The organism is Verrucomicrobium sp. BvORR106 (genome assembly GCF_000739655.1).
GTDB lineage: Bacteria > Verrucomicrobiota > Verrucomicrobiia > Verrucomicrobiales > Verrucomicrobiaceae > Verrucomicrobium.
The window spans coordinates 1-14,045 of sequence record NZ_BATR01000151.1 but is presented as its reverse complement, the minus strand read 5'-3'; the positions used below and the strand labels follow the sequence as shown (position 1 = coordinate 14,045).

The window sequence follows — 14,045 nt, the reverse complement described above, 5'->3', positions numbered from 1 at the left end:
GTCAGGCCGTGCGCACTCGCCGTCTGCGGAAGGTGACGGTGCTCAGTGCGGCGGCGAGCAGCAGGCTTCTGCCGGGTTCAGGAGTCACCGCGATATAGGGGCGGTACTCTGTGTTGCCAGTGGTGGCGTCGTTGGAGATGAACTTCAGCTGGGCGGTATCCGGGGCCATGAGGCGGATGCCGTAGTTGGACGTGGGTCGTTTACCCACTGCTGGACGAGGGACGTGATATCGAAGCTGTACCAGATGCCTGCAGTCGAGACGGTGGCGTCGGTGAGAAAGCTGCCCACCGTGGGCTGGGTGTCCCAGGTGAACCCACCCACGGACCAGTCTGACGTGATGTCTTGAACCCGGATGGTGCCGCCCGCTGTGACCGCTGACGAGTAGAGCCATAGCTGTGCCGAAGTGACGGGCTGCCCCGCGGTGTAACCCAGGGAAGCGATGTCGAACTCAATGAAGCTCCGGAAGGTGTGCGGATTGGCAAACTCACTGGCGATGTCCAGATCTCCCGTGCTGCTGCTGGGGATGTTCAGGAACCGGTAGAAGTCGGTATCCTGGGTGGCCATGACGATGGCTCCGCTGAGGGCCGTAGGAGACAGGGAAGACGCGGCAAGCCCAAAGGCCAGGAAGGCGGACAGGGGGAGTTTCATCGATTTTTTGCCTGAAGGAAATAAACGATAATGATTCTCAGGTGCAATAGAGTCGACGCGTTCCTGATTTCTGCTTGCCTCGCTTTGCTCTGAAGGCGCTTTTGATTGCCGGTTCTAGGCAATTAGTTTAACCGCGTGCCGTGACGTCGGCTGTTCACGATGCAATGTGCGCAGAAACTTGGCAGGTGCTTGCCCTGGGTTGTGCAAGGATGCGCCAAGGTTGGGGAAGGTGGGCCTGGTGTCTGTGCTTCGGATGGTGATTGTTTACTCGTACCCAGCGATAGAGACCGCCGGAACTCCTTCGGAGTAGGGAGCTTCTATGCTCTACCCAACGTAGACTCGCCTGAGGCTCGTCAACGTTGGGCTTGTGGCCGGATCCTCTTCGAGGAAGAGCTTCGTCTGAAGGCGGAGGCGTTGCTGTGGGACTTTGCGATGGCCGCTGACTGAGGCTTGCAGGGTTGCAATGACGCCGCTTCGCGTTTCACGCCAAGGGCGTGGTACATGGTAGCCCAGGGTCAGGCGAGGCACGAGCCGCCACCCTGGGTATATGGGCAGGCGGAGAAGAACTCCGAAGCGAGTTCTACAAACCGTGACCCCATCCCTGAGGTGTCCGCCGCATGCGGGAGGATCGTCTCCGAGTGATCAGGACAGTTTGTAGAACTCCCTTGGAGTTCCATCGTTCTCCCGTCGATACCCGGGGTGGCGACCGCTTCGCGGTCTGACCCCGGGCTATTTTGTATCACGCCGTTGGCGTGGGGATTGCGCTGTGAAGTACGTGTCTACGTCGGATCCTCTACGAGGAAGGGATTCGATTGAGTGGGGAGGCGCGGGGCCTTTGGTTGTGACCATCTCAGAGGTAGACCACCTTCCATGTGTGAGATGGATGAGCGCAAAAAAGGCCGCAGGATTTGTCTCCCGCGGCCAAGTGAAATTCGCTGCTGGCCACCGCAGTGCGGCAACCAAGAACTAGGAACTAAGAACCAAGAACTTTCTCACGCCACCTGCCGGCAACGTTTCCTGTAACCGCTGGGGGTCACGCCGAATTCACGGACGAAGCCGCGGGTGAAGGCGCTGAAGCTCTCGTAGCCCACGCGCAGGGCGATGTTGCTGATGCTTTCGCGGCTGGTGCTGAGAAGTTTGGCCGCGAGTTCCATGCGGCGCTGGCGGAGCAACTCGGGAATGGTGCGGCCCATCTGGCTGGCGAAGAGACGACTGAGATAGAAGGGGCCGCAGCCCACCTCACGGGCCAGCATCTGTAGCGTGGGCGGATTTTCCAGGTCGCGCTCCAGGAGGAAGACGGCCTTGTCCACGCGTTCGCGGTTCACTTCCATGGTGCTGGTCTCGCCCGGCTGCATCACGGGCTTGAAGAGCGTGAGCGAGGCGAGCTCGGTGACTTTGGCCTGGTACCAGACGGGGAGGCAGGCGGTGTGCGTAGGCGGCGTGGCCAGTTGCTGGGCCAGGCTTAGCACGCTGGCTGGCACGGTGAATTCTTTCGGTTCGAGGAAGAGGGGGTGGTTCAGGGCTTCCTCCGAGACCGGCGTGGCGTGGTCGCCCATGCCACGGAGGCGGACGAGCATCTTCTCACCCAGCTCTACCAGCACCATGCGGTGGTTGCGGCCGCCACTGGCTGTCCAGTACAGGCCGGACTGCGGCTGCAGGATGGCGCCGTGGTCTGCCGTGACCTCAAGCCGCGTGTTACGGAACACCAAGGACTGATGCCCGGAGAACACCACCGCCAGGGCAAGCGTGTTCGGGCTCAAGTACTGGCTGAGGGACTCATCGCGACCGGCAAAGAAGCGAATCTGCTGCACCCGGAAGCCGTCCTGAGCCAGGGAACCGTGAAGCCATTCGGATTTGGGAGGGGGAGTACGCACGGGGCGTTTATGGCGCTATCGAGACTCAGTTGCAAGTATTTTGTCTCGATTTGTGCGAGTCGGCGGGGCGTTTTCGTCACGCTGAAGCTGGGTGTTGGAGCGTGCCGCAGGGATTTTGGCATTGGAATCCCTGAAGCATGTCGGGGCCGCAGTCGGTGCAATCACTTCCGTCTGCGGCCCCGGTGCTGTGTTTTGGGACTGGCAAGGTTGCCCGAGCCACCCGGCCGGGTTTGCCAGCCCCGTTGATTCGCACCTTGGGCGCAAAGTGGCCGGAATCTTCTTAAAGGGTGTTCATTTGTCCCGAAGGCGAAAGGGCAGGGATTGGCGTATGGAGTAACCTTTTTTTAGAATCCAGACGCCGAATGTCTTGGGCGGCCGCGATGGTTCGTCATCCTCATTGAAGGGAGCGAAAGCTGCCAGACATCCAACCTCAGTTCCACACCACCATGAAAATTGCACCGTGTCTCTGGTTCGACGGTCAGGCTGAACAAGCCGCCAACTTCTATATCAACATCTTCAAGAACTCCAAGATCACAGACATTGCCTACTATGGTGAGGCAGGCCAGGAGCAGCACGGGCAGCAGGCGGGCTCGGTGATGACGGTCGTATTTGAACTGGATGGTCTGAAGTTCACCGGTCTTAACGGGGGGCCCACTTTCAAGTTTAACGAGGCCATCTCCTTTCAGATCGAATGCGAAACGCAGGCAGAGGTGGATCACTACTGGAATCACCTGGCCGAAGGGGGACCGCCCGAGGCACAGATCTGCGGCTGGGTGAAGGACAAGTTTGGTGTCTCCTGGCAGGTGGTTCCCAAGATCCTGCCGGTGTTACTGATGGATGAGGACAAGGTGAAGGCCGCGCGTGCCATGACCGCGATGATGGGCATGAAGAAAATGGACATCGCCGCGTTGCAGCGTGCGTTTGATGGGGAGGGATGAGGGTGGGGTGATTGGGTTGGTGGGGCGAATGCTCTTCGAGGAAGAGCTTCGGCTGGAGGACTAGGGCGGAGCAAAGTAGTACAGAGCTTTAGCTCGTCAGTCGCGCTGCCCACGTCTTCCAATACCGAGCTAAAGCTCTGCACTACTTTCAGCTGCCGCGTTCTGGCGCTGTTCAATGCTTCAATCTCACGACGTGTGGGGTCTTCTCCTCGTTGCCAACAGCGTCGTTGCTTTTCGCTGTGATGCTATTGGCCGCGGGGACGAGGGCTTCCCAATCGGCATAATTTGTCCGCAGGGGGCGGGCGGGGAGGTTGTTGACGGTGACGTTGGTGACTTCACCGTTGTCGAGCGTGACACCGCGAACCCGGAGTTTGCCGCCGGGTGCAGGCTCGCAGGAGGTGATGACCGTTGACGGCGGAAAGTCATCCACGGCTTCGACGGAGTCGAGATCACCGGGTTTCTGGAAGCGACTGGCGCGGGGGTGGAAGAAGGAGGCGGCCACGACGTCGGAGATCTCCAGGCGGCTGTGATCTTGCAGGTGGGAGTTGATGCGCCAGATGCCGTAGAGCACGCGATGAATGCGCATACGGTCATTGACCACGGAGGGGCTGCCGGCGTGATAGGCCCAGTCGCAATCCCAGAGGAGGGTGTTGCGCAGGATGAAGGGGTGAGTCCGGTCGGGGCCCACGCCATCCACGTCTTTGAAGGCCTGATCATCGGGCAGGCCGAGGATGGACAGACCGTTGAACCCACCGAGATTGATGCCAAACCGACGCTGGGTGTGGGCCTCGTTGTCTTCAAAGCGGATGAAGGGCAGGGTGCGGATGTCCACGGGTTTCCGTGAACCGTCTGGGTGGAGTACGGAGAGTACGGGGTTGAATTTGTCTGAGGCCACGACTTCAAAACGGTAGCCGTGCTGATCACACTCCACGGCGACGTTGCGGGTGAAGGCGTTCAGAGAGTTCGACCACCAGAAAGCGGCGCCGTCATTCTGATCAAAGGAAAGTGCCTGCTCTGGAAGCGGTTTCCCCCGCAGGGCGAGCACGCCCAGGTTGCGATCCAGGAGATTGCGGGTCTCGGTGCCGTCCTCCAGGAAGAAGGCATGGCCCACGCTTTGATAACCAATGCAGTCACGCACCACGAGGTAGTCGGTGCCGTGGATGGTGATGCAGCGGTTGTGACTGTCCCAGATGCTCATGCCCACCACGCTGGTGCCCCGCATGGTGGCTCCACATTGGTGGAAGTGGATGGGGTAGCGTCCCAGAACGTCTTTTTTGCCCAGATGACGAAACTCCGCGTAGCTCAGCCCGCCGCTGCTGCCGCGGTGGTACATGGTGTGACCGCGGGCACCGTTGGGGTCGGCTGACTCTACGACGACATTGCGGGAGAGATTGGCCACTTCTGCGGAGAAGAGTCCGCCGCCCTCGTGTTCATGGGAGGGAGGTTGATCTGCGGAAGTGATGATGGTGCGGCCGCGCTCCTCCCGGAGTTCACCGATCTTCAAGGTCTCGCTTTGGGGCCGCTCGGAGACGCTCGTCGTGAAGTTATAGGGATGCCCGGGGAACTGGCGACGGGTGCCGGTGATGAGGACGGTGTCGCCCTTTTGCCAGTCGGGCACACGCTCCGCCAGCTCCAGGTCAAACTCGGCGGAGTTCTTGTTGGTGCGGCCCAGTTTCACCCAGGTCTTCTGCAAATGGGCACCGTGGATATCGAGTCGTCCGCCGCAGGTGATGATGGCTGGGCAGGAGTTTGGATCGAGCCCTTCCACGAGGGTGAGTCGGATGAGGGCGGTGAAAGGGCGGGAGATGGGGTGGCTGGCAGTGCCCACCTCCAGGGCGGCGTCGGGGCCAACGGTGTCGACGGGCCCGGCCGGAGCGTGACAGTCAAAACCCTCTTCCCGTGTGTCCGCGTTGGGTTGCACCTTGATGAGACCCACGCAGAGCTTGGTGTTGCGGTCTCGCGCAAAGGTCAGCGTCCCACCGATGTGGATGGAGCGGATGACCGCATCACTGGCCACGTCATAGGTGATGGTGTGGCCGGGGAGGATATGCACCTTTTGCCCTGAGTTGGGCAGTTGCCCGCCCTCCCAGGTGGACGTGGTGGACCAGGGGCCGCTGCTGGCAGTGCGGACCGTGGTCGGGTCTGCGGCGGGGAGTTGTCCCGTGAAATGCAGAACGAAGGTGGTAAGGACGAGGAGACTCTGCGCAAGAGAGCGACAGCGCACGCCTGAGGAAGCGAGGGAGGAGGGGATCATGACCAAAGCAGATGACTCTGCCGAGAGCAGGCTTTCGGCCTGCGGCAGCAAGATGGAGTGGAGCGGCGAACTTTGATCCCCGTGAGCACCTCGCTTCGCCTGCGCGGTGCCACGTCGCGGTTATAGGAGGGGCAGGAGGGGATGTCAATCGCTTGTGACTGAATGGGAGAGCGGGGCCTGCGGGATCTCCAGACCGCCGCAACTCCTTCGGAGTAGAGATTCATCATTCACCAACCCAACGTAGACTCGCTGGAAGCTCGCCAACGTTGGGCTTGTAGCCGCATCCTCTTCGAGGAAGAGCTTTGATCGAGAGACAAAATGCAGAAACCGAAAAAATGGTATGGAGGTGTTTGGCGGGATTTTCGTCAGCGAGGGGTGACAGCCTGTTCCCGGGTTCATTCCCCGTGGCTCGTGAGCGGCTGTTGGCTCTCCCTCAACAACCGAACATGAATCACGGAATCCTCTCCTCCCGACTCCTGCGAATCTCCCTGGCGATGCAGTGCCTTCCCGGCGTGCTGCTGCCGCTGGCGGCGCAGGCCCAGACCGCGCAGAATAGCGAAACTCTTCCCGAAGTGGTGGTCACAGCTGATGCTGAGCGCAGCTTCGCCGTTACGGAAGCCACTACGGCTACCAAGCTGGACACCCCGCTGCGCGATATTCCCCAGGCGATCAACGTCATCCCCAAGCAGGTCTTGGAAGACCGCGGCGTGACCCGGGTGCAGGAAGTAGCAGACAACGTGCCCGGGGTGCAGTACTCCAGCGGCTACGGCGGTCTCTCCAGCGGCTCGTTCTTCATCCGCGGTTTTGATTCCAGCGGCACCTATCGCGATGGATTCAAGGACTTCGGTTTCCTCTCACCCGTGGATGTGGTGGCGCTGGAGCGAGTGGAGTTCCTGAAAGGTCCTGCGTCTGTGCTCTATGGGCAGAACAATCCCGGCGGCATTGTAAACTACGTCTCCAAGCGTCCGGTGCCGTACTCGCTGAATGAGCTGGGTTTCACGTACGGGAGCTATGATCTCTACCGTGCGACGGGTGACTTCGGCGGCACCTTGATCAGCAGGGATGTGCCCGGAACTCCGGGACCCGTGAGCGCCAAGAACCCGAAGGCCGTGGCTCCTGTGAATGGCCCCACGAGCGAGCCGGTACTGACGTATCGCCTCACAGGTTCCTATGAGGACGCCGGCAGCCACCGGGACTACAACGAGTCCGAGAGTTATTACATCGGGCCCTCGGTCACCTGGAACATCACGCCCGACACCACCCTGACGGTGTTTGGCGAGTTCCAGCGCTATGACTATGTGTTTGACCGCGGTCTCCTGCCGGTGAAGCAGACCTTCCAGGTGCCCACGAGCCGCTTCCTCGGTGAGCCATCGAGCTATGCGGAGACGGAATCCTGGCGGGCTGGGTACGAGTTCATCCACAATTTCAGCGACAATCTGCAATTCCGCAGTGCCTTTGCCGCGATCCAGAGCGAGCAGCACAGCCACTTCGCCCAGGCAAGCGAGCTTGCCGCAGACGGGCGGACGGTGTTGCGGGGCAGCACCCGTCGCTATGAGAAGTCTGAGAACTACACGTTGCAGAACGAGTTGAGCGGACGTTTCAACACGGGCTCGGTGGAGCATCACGCTCTGGTGGGCGTGGAGCTGGCCCGCTACTCCTTTGGCTACAATATCGGGTCCGGGCCGCTGGCATCGATTGACCTCTTCAATCCGAAGTACGGTGCCAGCCTTGGCAAGGTGTCGTTTGATCCCTGGGAGGAATACGGAGCGGATGCGCTGGGCATCTACGTGCAGGATCAGGTCACGCTGACCAGCCAGCTCAAGCTGCTGGCCGGCCTGCGCTATGACTATGTGGAGTCGCAATATGGCGGTGCCATGCCGGAGCAGACCGACAAGGCACTGAGCCCTCGCGTGGGGATCGTGTATCAACCCTGGGAGCCGGTGTCCATCTTCGCCGGATGGTCCACCGCTTTCAGTCCGAACATCTTCGCCTTGAGCCAGAGTGGGAGCGCTTTCGACCCCGAGGAGTCGGAGCAGTTCGAGGCTGGCGTGAAGGTGGAGTGGGTGAAGAACAAGCTCGCGAGTACGATCGCGTTCTATGACATTACCAAGGAGAATGTCCTCACGACCGATCCCAAGAACCCTGACTACAGCATCCTGACTGGCGAGCAGAAGAGCCGCGGTGCGGAGTTCGACCTCCTGGGCAGCCCCATTCCGGGCTGGAACGTCGTGGCCAGCTACTCCTATACGGACGCCTATGTGAGCGAGGACACCACCATCCCGAACGGGACCAAGCTGGCGGCGGTGCCGGAACATCAGGCCGGGCTCTGGTCCAGCTATGAGATCCAGGACGGCGCGCTCAAGGGTTTCGGCGTGGGGGCAGGGGCCTTCTACGTGGGAGCCCGTCCTGCGACCATGCCGGGGAACGGGGTGGATCTGCCCAGCTACTGGCGCTTTGATGCCTCGGTGTTCTACAAGAAGGACAACTGGTCTGCCCAGGTGAACTTCAAGAACATCAGCGACGAGAACATCTACCAGAGCCAGGGTTATCTCATCTATCCGGATGCGCCGTTCAACGTGCAGGCCTCGGTGACGTTCAAGTTCTGACGCAAGCATGCGCAAACGTCTCTGGATGCTCCATTCGTGGATGGGGCTGGTTTCGGGACTCGGTCTGCTCCTCATCGGGCTGACCGGGTCCCTTCTCGTCTTCCGCACAGAGCTGGAGGTCCTGCTCAAGGCCCCGGCAGCGGAGGAGAAGGTCGTGGTGAATCCGGACGTTCGCGCCCGGCTGGACTACGATACGCTGTTTCAAAAAGTACGGCAGCAGTTGGCGGGCCGGGAGGTGGTGGCCTGGGATACGATCATGTTTGGCAAAGGCGTGGATGCCGCCGCCGTAACCAAGCAGGATAATCCCCAGGAGTGGGACTGGATCCGGGTGGCGGCGAGTACAGGACAGGTGCTGCCGGATGAACCGGAGAGCTGGGCCTCACCTTACCTCGAATGGGCGCTGAGGCTTCACTACAGCCTCCTGCTGGGGGATTGGGGCATCTTCTTCGCCGGGGTGCTGGCGCTGTTGCTTTGCCTACTGGGCATTTCAGGCATCTACCTTTACAGGGGATTTTGGAAGACGCTCTTCACCCTGCGCTGGCGCAGCAGTGCGCGCATCTTCTTCTCGGATCTCCACAAGATGGTGGGCATCAGTTCGGTCGTCTTCAATCTGATCCTGGGCCTGACCGGAGCCTGGTGGAACCTCCCGGTCTTCAAGGAACTTGTTTTGGGGAAGTATGGTTCGAGCCAACAAGAGACGGAGGGAGAGAAGGAAGCGGTGGCCCGACCCAGGATGTACAACCAACAGCTCTCCATCAACGAACTGGTGCAAGAGGCTGCGCGACTGCTGCCCGGGCTGGACCCCAATCGCGTGTACCTGAGCCTGCCGCCGCGGAATGAACACATGCGACTGATTGGCTCCGTCGTGCCGGGCAACCGGCTGGTGGGGGACTACAACAGCACGATCCATTTTCACGCGGAGACAGGCAGTCTGGTGGAACTCACGGACTACCGCCATGCCTCCTGGTGGGGCAAGTTTGAGGTCATGATGGGGCCGCTGCATTTTGGCACCTTTGGCGGGCTGCCCATCAAGATCCTCTGGTGCGTGCTCGGGCTGTCTCCCGGTGTGCTGGCGTGGACGGGTGTGATGATGTACTGGAAACGAAGCCGGACAATTCGGGGCAAATCGAGTCAGCGAATCTCGCGCAAGGAGGTTGATCAACGTGGGACGGCAAGCAGGCTGTGAGTCCCATTTTTGATTCATGAGAATAGCCCCAAGTCCATGCCAAGCTACCCGTCTGGGGGTTGCTGGCAGAGGCATGGGGCGTACCGCGCGGCGTCGGCGTGCGGTGGCTGGGTTGGTTCTGCTGTTTTGCCTGGGGAGTGTGTCTGCGCTTCGGGCGGAGTATGAGGGGACTTACGTCTTTTCACAATCCCCCGGAGATCTGGCGGATGCGCTGGAATCCTACTCCCGTGCGACCAAGGTGGACGTGGTAGCTCGCGGTGAGGTGCTGGCGGGCCGTAAGGCTCCTGGCTTGCAGGGAACGATGACTGCAGAGGAGGCGCTGAAGCGTCTGCTTCAGGATGCGGGTCTGAGTGCCCGGAGAACAGGGGTGAGCGCCGTGGCGGTGGTGCCTGCGACCGAGTGGGAAGGCACGCGAGATGCGGATGATGCCGCACGTCATGAGGTGAACGAGGTGCTGGTCGTGGACTATGCAGACCGGGGGTACGCGGTGGAGAGTGCCACCACGGCGACTCGGCTGGATGTGCCGCTGCGGGATGTGCCCCAGACGGTGAATGTGGTGCCGCGTGAGCTGCTGGAGGACAGGGCCATGCTGCGGCCCGCGGAGGTGGCAGATGTGGTGCCCGGTGTGCAGGCGTTCACCGGCTACGGCGGTATCACCAGCGGAGATTTCTTCATTCGTGGTTTCGGCACAGACACCACTTACCGGAATGGCTTCAAGGACTTTTCCTTTCTCTCACCGGTGGAACTGGCCGGGATCGAGCGGGTGGAGTTTCTCAAGGGGCCGGGTTCCGTCTTGTATGGAGGAGGACAGCCGGGTGGGATGGTCAACTATCTCTCGAAACGGCCGGTGCCCCAGCGCATCCGTGAACTGACTCTCACGGGTGGGTCTGAAAACCTGTACCGGGCTTCCCTGGATCTGGGAGGGACCCTGGTCGAGCCCCAAGAGCAGGATCAAGCCGCGCCGCTGACGTATCGGCTAAACGCGTCCGTCGAAGATGCGGACAGCCATCGGGACTATGTCGGAGCGGAGTCCCTGTTTCTGGCCCCGGCGGTGACGTGGCAGATTGGCCCCGACACCTCCCTCACGGTTCTAGGTGAGTACCATCGCTATGACTATGTGTTTGACCGCGGCCTGCTGGCCGTGCCTCAAGCTCTGAAGGTGCCAGAGAGCCGTTTCCTGGGAGAGCCTGGGAATCATGCGGAGACCAATGCGTGGCGGGCAGCCTATGAACTGAAACACAGGCTGGGTGAGGCCTGGGAGTTCCGGAGTGGCTTTGCGGCCATTGTCAGTGACCAGGAGAGCCACTTTGCCCAACCCTACGCGGTGGCGGCAGATGATCGCACGGTGTTGCGTCAGGCCACCGCCCGCCATGAGCGGTCTGAGAACTACACTCTGCAGAATGAGGTGAGCGGCGCCTTCCATACGGGCGGCCTGGCGCATGAGCTGTTGGCAGGAGTGGAGCTGGCCCGCTATGAATTCCGCTATGAAATGGGGTTCATGGCGATGGACTCCATCGACTTCCTCTCGCCCGTGTATGGAGCGCCGCTATCCCGTCCGGCGTTTGCTCCGCTGGATGGCTATAGCACGGACTCCGTGGGGCTCTTTGTGCAGGATCTCATTACGCTTTCCCCTCAATGGAAAATGCTGGCGGGACTGCGGCATGACTGCTTCCGCACGCGCGAGCTCTTGCTGGGCCGGACGCTGGAGCATGAGGCCTGGAGCCCGCGGGTGGGGCTGATCTACCAGCCGTGGGAGCTGTTGTCCCTGTTCGCCGGATGGTCCCACGCCTTCTCGCCCAATTTTGGGGTGAATCGCGACAAGGTGGCGCTCCCTCCGGAGAAGGGTGAGCAACTGGAAGCCGGGGTGAAGCTTGACCTTCTGGAGAAGAAGCTGGCGGCGACGCTTTCGGTCTATGAAATCACAAAAGCCAATGTGCTGGTGACCGACCCGGTCAATCCGGAATACGTGACCACGGCAGGGGAGCAAAAGAGCCGTGGGCTGGAGCTGGATGTGACGGGTGCCCTGCGGCCGGGCTGGAATGTGAGAGTGAACTACGGCTACACCGATGCCCGGGTGAGCGAAGATCCGGACATCCCGGCAGGAACGCCGCTGGCTGGTGTGCCCGAGCATGAAGGCGCGCTCTGGACCACGTACGAGTGGCAGTCGGGGCCGCTCAAGGGCTTTGGTTTGGGCACTGGGCTGGCCTATGCTGGCACCAGTCCAGCCACCCTGCAGGAGAAGTCCGTCATCCTCCCCTCCGCCTGGCGCTGGGATGCGGCGGTGTACTACCGCCGGGAGCGCTGGCAGGCTCAGGTGAATTTCAAAAACCTGACAAGCGAGCGGGGATACCAGAGCCAGGGAGCACTGATCTACCCTGAGCCTCCGCTGCAGGTGCAGGCCAGTGTGGTGATCCGGTTCTAGGAATCCGCGGATGCGGGAGTCAACGCCGGGTGATGCGCACTTCTCCGCCACCGGCGGAGTCGAACTGTACGGGGAGGGCTTGCTCCAGGGTGGCGAAGGCCTGCTTCAGATCTCTGGTGGAGATGGTCCCTGTGACCGTCATTTGACCGAGTTCCGGATCCGCCAGCACCAGGCGGCCGGGGTGATAGCGTTGCAGATCAGCGAGCACGTGGGTGAGCGGTTGATTGCGATAGCGGAGACGGCCTTCCCTCCAGGGGGCAAAGTCCACCCGCTCCGGAGCGCGACCCCTGGCAGCGGGCTGGGCCCCGCTGGAGTTCCAGGTGGTTTCCTCGCCCGCCAGCAGTCTGACCGGAGGGGTTTCGGGATGGCGGGTGGAGGCGAGTTCCACCTCACCCTCGGCCACGCTGACTTCCAGCGCTGTATCCGTGGGACCGCTGCGGAGCTGGACTTGGAAAGTGGTGCCGATATCTCGCACGGTCCAGGAGCCGGTCGTGATGAGGAAGGGCGAGTGATTGGGGGCGACTTCGAAGACAGCCGTGCCCTGGTCCAGCTGCACGTTGCGACCTGATGCGGAGGCGCTGTAGCGCAGAGATGACTGCGCATCCAGATACACTGTGGTGCCATCGGGCAGGGTGACCTGCCTCGTCTCGGCGAGCCCGGTGGAATAGGTCTTCTGCTGGGAGAGGGCGATCCAGGCTCCCGTGGCGGCCACACCGATGGCGGCCGCTGCGGCCAGGCCGACCCAGCGGCGGCGTGATGCGGAAGATGTTGCGGGAGCGGACGGGCGATTCAACACCCGGGCGACCTCATCCGCTGAGAACGCCCCAGGCTGGCTCATGAGAGAGAGCGCGGCCTGGGCGGCGAGGTACTCGTTGTGGTGCTCAGGGCGGAGGGTCAGCCATTGCTGGAGGTTTTTTTCGTCCTCGGCCGTCCATTCTGCGGGGTTCAGCTTTCGCACCAGCCAGTGCATGGCCAGATCACGCACCGCCTTGGTCCCATGGCCAGATGGCGCGGGAACGTGAGGTGAGTGGGGGCGACGGGAATCCATGCGTATCGTTCAACTTATAAGACGCACTGGTTTCTGTTCACCTCCAGCGCAAAATCAAGGCGTAGGACAAAAAGTGTCCACCTATGCCTGAGGGCCGTCATCCATGGTGGCCCGGCAGGCCGCCAAAGCGCGGATCATGTGCTTCTCTACCGTACTGGGAGCGATGCCGAGACGGTCCGCGATTTCCGGGTAGGAGAGGCCACCAAAGCGATTGAGGATGAAGACTTCACGGCAACGCTCGGGCAGGGCTGCCACGGCTGTTTGCACCTTCCGGAGCTGTTCCCGCGCCGCGAAATGCTGATCCGGCGGGGCGATCGTGCTGGCTGTCTCAGCGAGGCGCTCCTGCGTGAGAGGCACCTGCACCTGCTGCGTCCTCGCGTGGGAGCGGGAGCGGTCGATCAGCAGATTGCGGGCGATGCGGAACAGGAGGCTGCGAGGCTGAGTGACCTGGGCCTTGGGCTGCCAGGAGAGCACCCGGGTAAAGGTCTCCTGGGTGAGATCCTGCGCCTCATGTTGGCAACCCACCTGACCGTGGAAGAAAGACTGCAGCCTGTCATAATCGGGCAGGACCTCCTGAATGATGGGGGGATGACCGGCTTCTGGCATGAGGATCGCAATATTTAGACTGCCTCATGCTGGGGTAAATGCGACTCAGTCGCAAGGGGAAATTGGGGTGAGGATGCTTGAATGCATGGGTGGGGCAGGTCGAGGGGGGATTGGCGGGGGAGAGGGCGAGCAAGGTTCTTTTATGTTGGAGATGAAAAGGAGGCGGATCGGTCGAATAACTGCTGACCTCATCCCGGGTGAGTGGATGCAATCGTCCAAGGGCTTCCTTGGCTCCGTTCGCCCGCGGGGTTGGAAACCCCGCCTCCTTTTTCTGGTTGGCGTTGCGTTGGGAAGGTAGAAGAGCCGTCCCGGCTCTTTGGGGGTGTTGGGTGGTTGGGAGAACAAGAACCGAGACGGTTCTTCTACACTGGTGACGAAAGGGGGAGTCGGAGTTGAGGTGGCGCAGTCGATCGTCCTTACAACACCAGTCATCTCCCTCCGCTTACGTCTTACGGTTCAAGCA

At 61.3% G+C, this 14,045-nt stretch carries 10 protein-coding genes; 4 read left to right on the top strand and 6 right to left on the bottom strand.

All coding sequences use genetic code 11. From position 1 onward, the window contains the following. Position 1: 1 nt before the first annotated feature. From BV106_RS38885 to BV106_RS26950, 3 genes are all read right to left on the bottom strand, one after another. Positions 2-169, bottom strand: coding sequence for a PEP-CTERM sorting domain-containing protein (locus BV106_RS38885; RefSeq protein ID WP_265596105.1), 168 nt, complete (start codon positions 167-169; stop codon positions 2-4). Then, entirely contained in the window at positions 145-648 is a 504-nt protein-coding gene (locus tag BV106_RS26955; RefSeq protein WP_038169960.1) for a DNRLRE domain-containing protein, read from the bottom strand. The genes BV106_RS38885 and BV106_RS26955 overlap by 25 nt, the downstream gene beginning before the upstream one ends. A 992-nt stretch (positions 649-1,640) precedes the next feature. Continuing rightward, entirely contained in the window at positions 1,641-2,522 is an 882-nt protein-coding gene (locus tag BV106_RS26950; protein WP_038169959.1) for an AraC family transcriptional regulator, read from the bottom strand. A 446-nt stretch (positions 2,523-2,968) separates the two neighbouring features. Between BV106_RS26950 and BV106_RS26945 the strand changes: the two genes are divergently transcribed. Further along, positions 2,969-3,460, top strand: coding sequence for a VOC family protein (locus BV106_RS26945; RefSeq protein ID WP_038169956.1), 492 nt, complete (start codon positions 2,969-2,971; stop codon positions 3,458-3,460). A 172-nt stretch (positions 3,461-3,632) separates the two neighbouring features. Here the strand turns inward: BV106_RS26945 and BV106_RS26940 are convergent, their stop codons facing one another. Next, positions 3,633-5,714 (bottom strand): G8 domain-containing protein, encoded by a 2,082-nt coding sequence (locus tag BV106_RS26940; RefSeq protein ID WP_081892330.1) that lies wholly within the window; start codon positions 5,712-5,714, stop codon positions 3,633-3,635. Between the two features lie 446 nt (positions 5,715-6,160). On the opposite strand from BV106_RS26940, the gene BV106_RS26935 reads away from it, so the two are divergent. The 3 genes from BV106_RS26935 (at position 6,161) to BV106_RS26925 (ending at position 11,928) form a co-directional block, all read left to right on the top strand. Continuing rightward, positions 6,161-8,320 carry a TonB-dependent siderophore receptor gene (locus tag BV106_RS26935; protein ID WP_051946384.1) on the top strand — a complete coding sequence of 720 codons (2,160 nt, stop codon included), beginning with the start codon at positions 6,161-6,163 and terminating at the stop codon, positions 8,318-8,320. A gap of 7 nt (positions 8,321-8,327) precedes the next feature. Further along, on the top strand, positions 8,328-9,506 hold the full coding sequence (locus BV106_RS26930) for a PepSY-associated TM helix domain-containing protein (protein WP_038169953.1): 1,179 nt from the start codon (positions 8,328-8,330) through the stop codon (positions 9,504-9,506). Positions 9,507-9,645: 139 nt separating this feature from the next. Continuing rightward, entirely contained in the window at positions 9,646-11,928 is a 2,283-nt protein-coding gene (locus BV106_RS26925; protein ID WP_051946383.1) for a TonB-dependent receptor, read from the top strand. Between the two features lie 19 nt (positions 11,929-11,947). On the opposite strand, the gene BV106_RS26920 is transcribed toward BV106_RS26925, so the two are convergent. Together BV106_RS26920 and BV106_RS26915 are read right to left on the bottom strand one after the other, a co-directional pair. Then, on the bottom strand, positions 11,948-12,976 hold the full coding sequence (locus BV106_RS26920) for a FecR domain-containing protein (protein WP_038169951.1): 1,029 nt from the start codon (positions 12,974-12,976) through the stop codon (positions 11,948-11,950). An 81-nt stretch (positions 12,977-13,057) separates the two neighbouring features. Further along, complete coding sequence (locus BV106_RS26915) at positions 13,058-13,582, bottom strand: sigma-70 family RNA polymerase sigma factor (protein WP_051946382.1); 525 nt, start codon at positions 13,580-13,582, stop codon at positions 13,058-13,060. Positions 13,583-14,045 lie beyond the last annotated feature (463 nt).

What these genes read in the sequence shown, in the direction of transcription:
- BV106_RS26915 (WP_051946382.1), bottom strand. Translation starts at nt 13,582, where the DNA reads ATGCCAGAAGCCGGTCATCCCCCCATCATTCAGGAGGTCCTGCCCGAT.
- BV106_RS26930 (WP_038169953.1), top strand. Translation starts at nt 8,328, where the DNA reads ATGCGCAAACGTCTCTGGATGCTCCATTCGTGGATGGGGCTGGTTTCG.
- BV106_RS26945 (WP_038169956.1), top strand. Translation starts at nt 2,969, where the DNA reads ATGAAAATTGCACCGTGTCTCTGGTTCGACGGTCAGGCTGAACAAGCC.
- BV106_RS26955 (WP_038169960.1), bottom strand. Translation starts at nt 648, where the DNA reads ATGAAACTCCCCCTGTCCGCCTTCCTGGCCTTTGGGCTTGCCGCGTCT.
- BV106_RS26920 (WP_038169951.1), bottom strand. Translation starts at nt 12,976, where the DNA reads ATGGATTCCCGTCGCCCCCACTCACCTCACGTTCCCGCGCCATCTGGC.
- BV106_RS26940 (WP_081892330.1), bottom strand. Translation starts at nt 5,714, where the DNA reads ATGATCCCCTCCTCCCTCGCTTCCTCAGGCGTGCGCTGTCGCTCTCTT.
- BV106_RS26935 (WP_051946384.1), top strand. Translation starts at nt 6,161, where the DNA reads ATGAATCACGGAATCCTCTCCTCCCGACTCCTGCGAATCTCCCTGGCG.
- BV106_RS38885 (WP_265596105.1), bottom strand. Translation starts at nt 169, where the DNA reads ATGGCCCCGGATACCGCCCAGCTGAAGTTCATCTCCAACGACGCCACC.